The organism is Aquibium sp. A9E412, from assembly GCF_030398335.1.
Classification (GTDB): domain Bacteria; phylum Pseudomonadota; class Alphaproteobacteria; order Rhizobiales; family Rhizobiaceae; genus A9E412.
This window is the reverse complement of the sequence record NZ_JAOAOP010000137.1, coordinates 1-1,334: the sequence shown is the minus strand read 5'-3', so window position 1 is coordinate 1,334 and position 1,334 is coordinate 1. Positions and strand designations below refer to the sequence as shown.

Below are 1,334 nucleotides of genomic sequence, written 5' to 3'. Positions count from 1 at the left end.
GGCGGCGCGCCGCCCGGCCGAACCTTGCCACCAGCACAGCGGGGGAGACCAAGTGGCGGACAAAGTGAAGATTCTCGTCGTCGGGCTCGGCAACATGGGGGCCTCCCATGCCAGCGCCTATCACCGCCTCGACGGCTTCGAGATCGTCGGTCTGATGAGCCGCACGATCAAGAGCAAGACGATCCCCGACGAACTGTCCGGCTACCCGCTGTTCGAGGATTTCGACCAGGCCCTGGCCGAGACGAAGCCCGACGCGGTGTCGATCAACTCCTGGCCGAACACCCATGCCGACTACGCCATCCGCGCCATGCAGGCCGGCTGCCACGTCTTCATGGAAAAGCCGATCGCCACCAACATCGAGGACGCCGAGAAGGTGGTCGCCGCCGCCCGCAAGCACGACCGCAAGCTGGTGCTGGGCTACATCCTGCGCGTGCACCCCTCCTGGATCAAGTTCGTCGAGATCGGCCAGACGCTCGGCAAGCCGCTGGTCATGCGCCTCAACCTCAACCAGCAGAGCAGCGGTCCGGCCTGGCACTGGCACAAGAACCTGATCGATTCGCTGATCCCCATCGTCGACTGCGGCGTGCACTATGTCGACGTGATGTGCCAGCTCACCGGCGCCCGGCCGGTGCGCGTGCACGGCATCGGCGCCAAGCTGTGGGACGACGCGGCCAAGCAGAACTACGGCCACCTGCACGTCACCTTCGACGACGGCTCGGTCGGCTGGTACGAGGCCGGCTGGGGCCCGATGATGAGCGAGATCGCCTATTTCGTGAAGGACGTGGTGGGGCCGAAGGGCGCGGTGTCGATCGTCGCCGGCCAGGCCGACGCGGACGAACGCGACGGCGAGGACCTGTCGGATTCGGCCGACATCGACCAGCACACCAAGACCGACGCGCTGAAGATCCATCACGCCGAGGTCGACGCCGACAAGAACTTCGTCAGGAAGGACGAGATCCTGTCGATGCAGGACGAGCCCGGCCACCAGGACCTGTGCGACCGCGAGCAGGCCTTCTTCCTGGAGGCCATCCGCAAGGACCTCGACCTGTCGGAATCGATGGACGCCGCCGTCAACAGCCTGCGCATCGTGCTGGCGGCCGAGCGCAGCATCGAGGAGCAGCGCGCCATCGAACTGTAAAGCGTTTGCAGGCAAAGTGGGAACCGGTTCGCCGTCCGCAAACGCGCCGGGACAAAGCGTTTGCAGGCAAAGTGGGAACCGGTTCGCCGTCCGCGAACGCGCCGGCACCGGCGACGAGCAGCCCGGCTGCGGCTGTCGCACCGCGGCCTCTCGGTGCGGGGACGTGGGCGGGACGTGCGGACCGCTCCGGCCGGCA

At 67.0% G+C, this 1,334-nt stretch carries 1 protein-coding gene; it reads left to right on the top strand.

From position 1 onward, the window contains the following. The first annotated feature begins 52 nt into the window (after positions 1-52). Positions 53-1,138, top strand: a complete 1,086-nt coding sequence (locus N1F89_RS20575; RefSeq protein WP_290086369.1) for a Gfo/Idh/MocA family oxidoreductase — start codon at positions 53-55, stop codon at positions 1,136-1,138. The last annotated feature ends 196 nt before the right edge of the window (positions 1,139-1,334 follow it).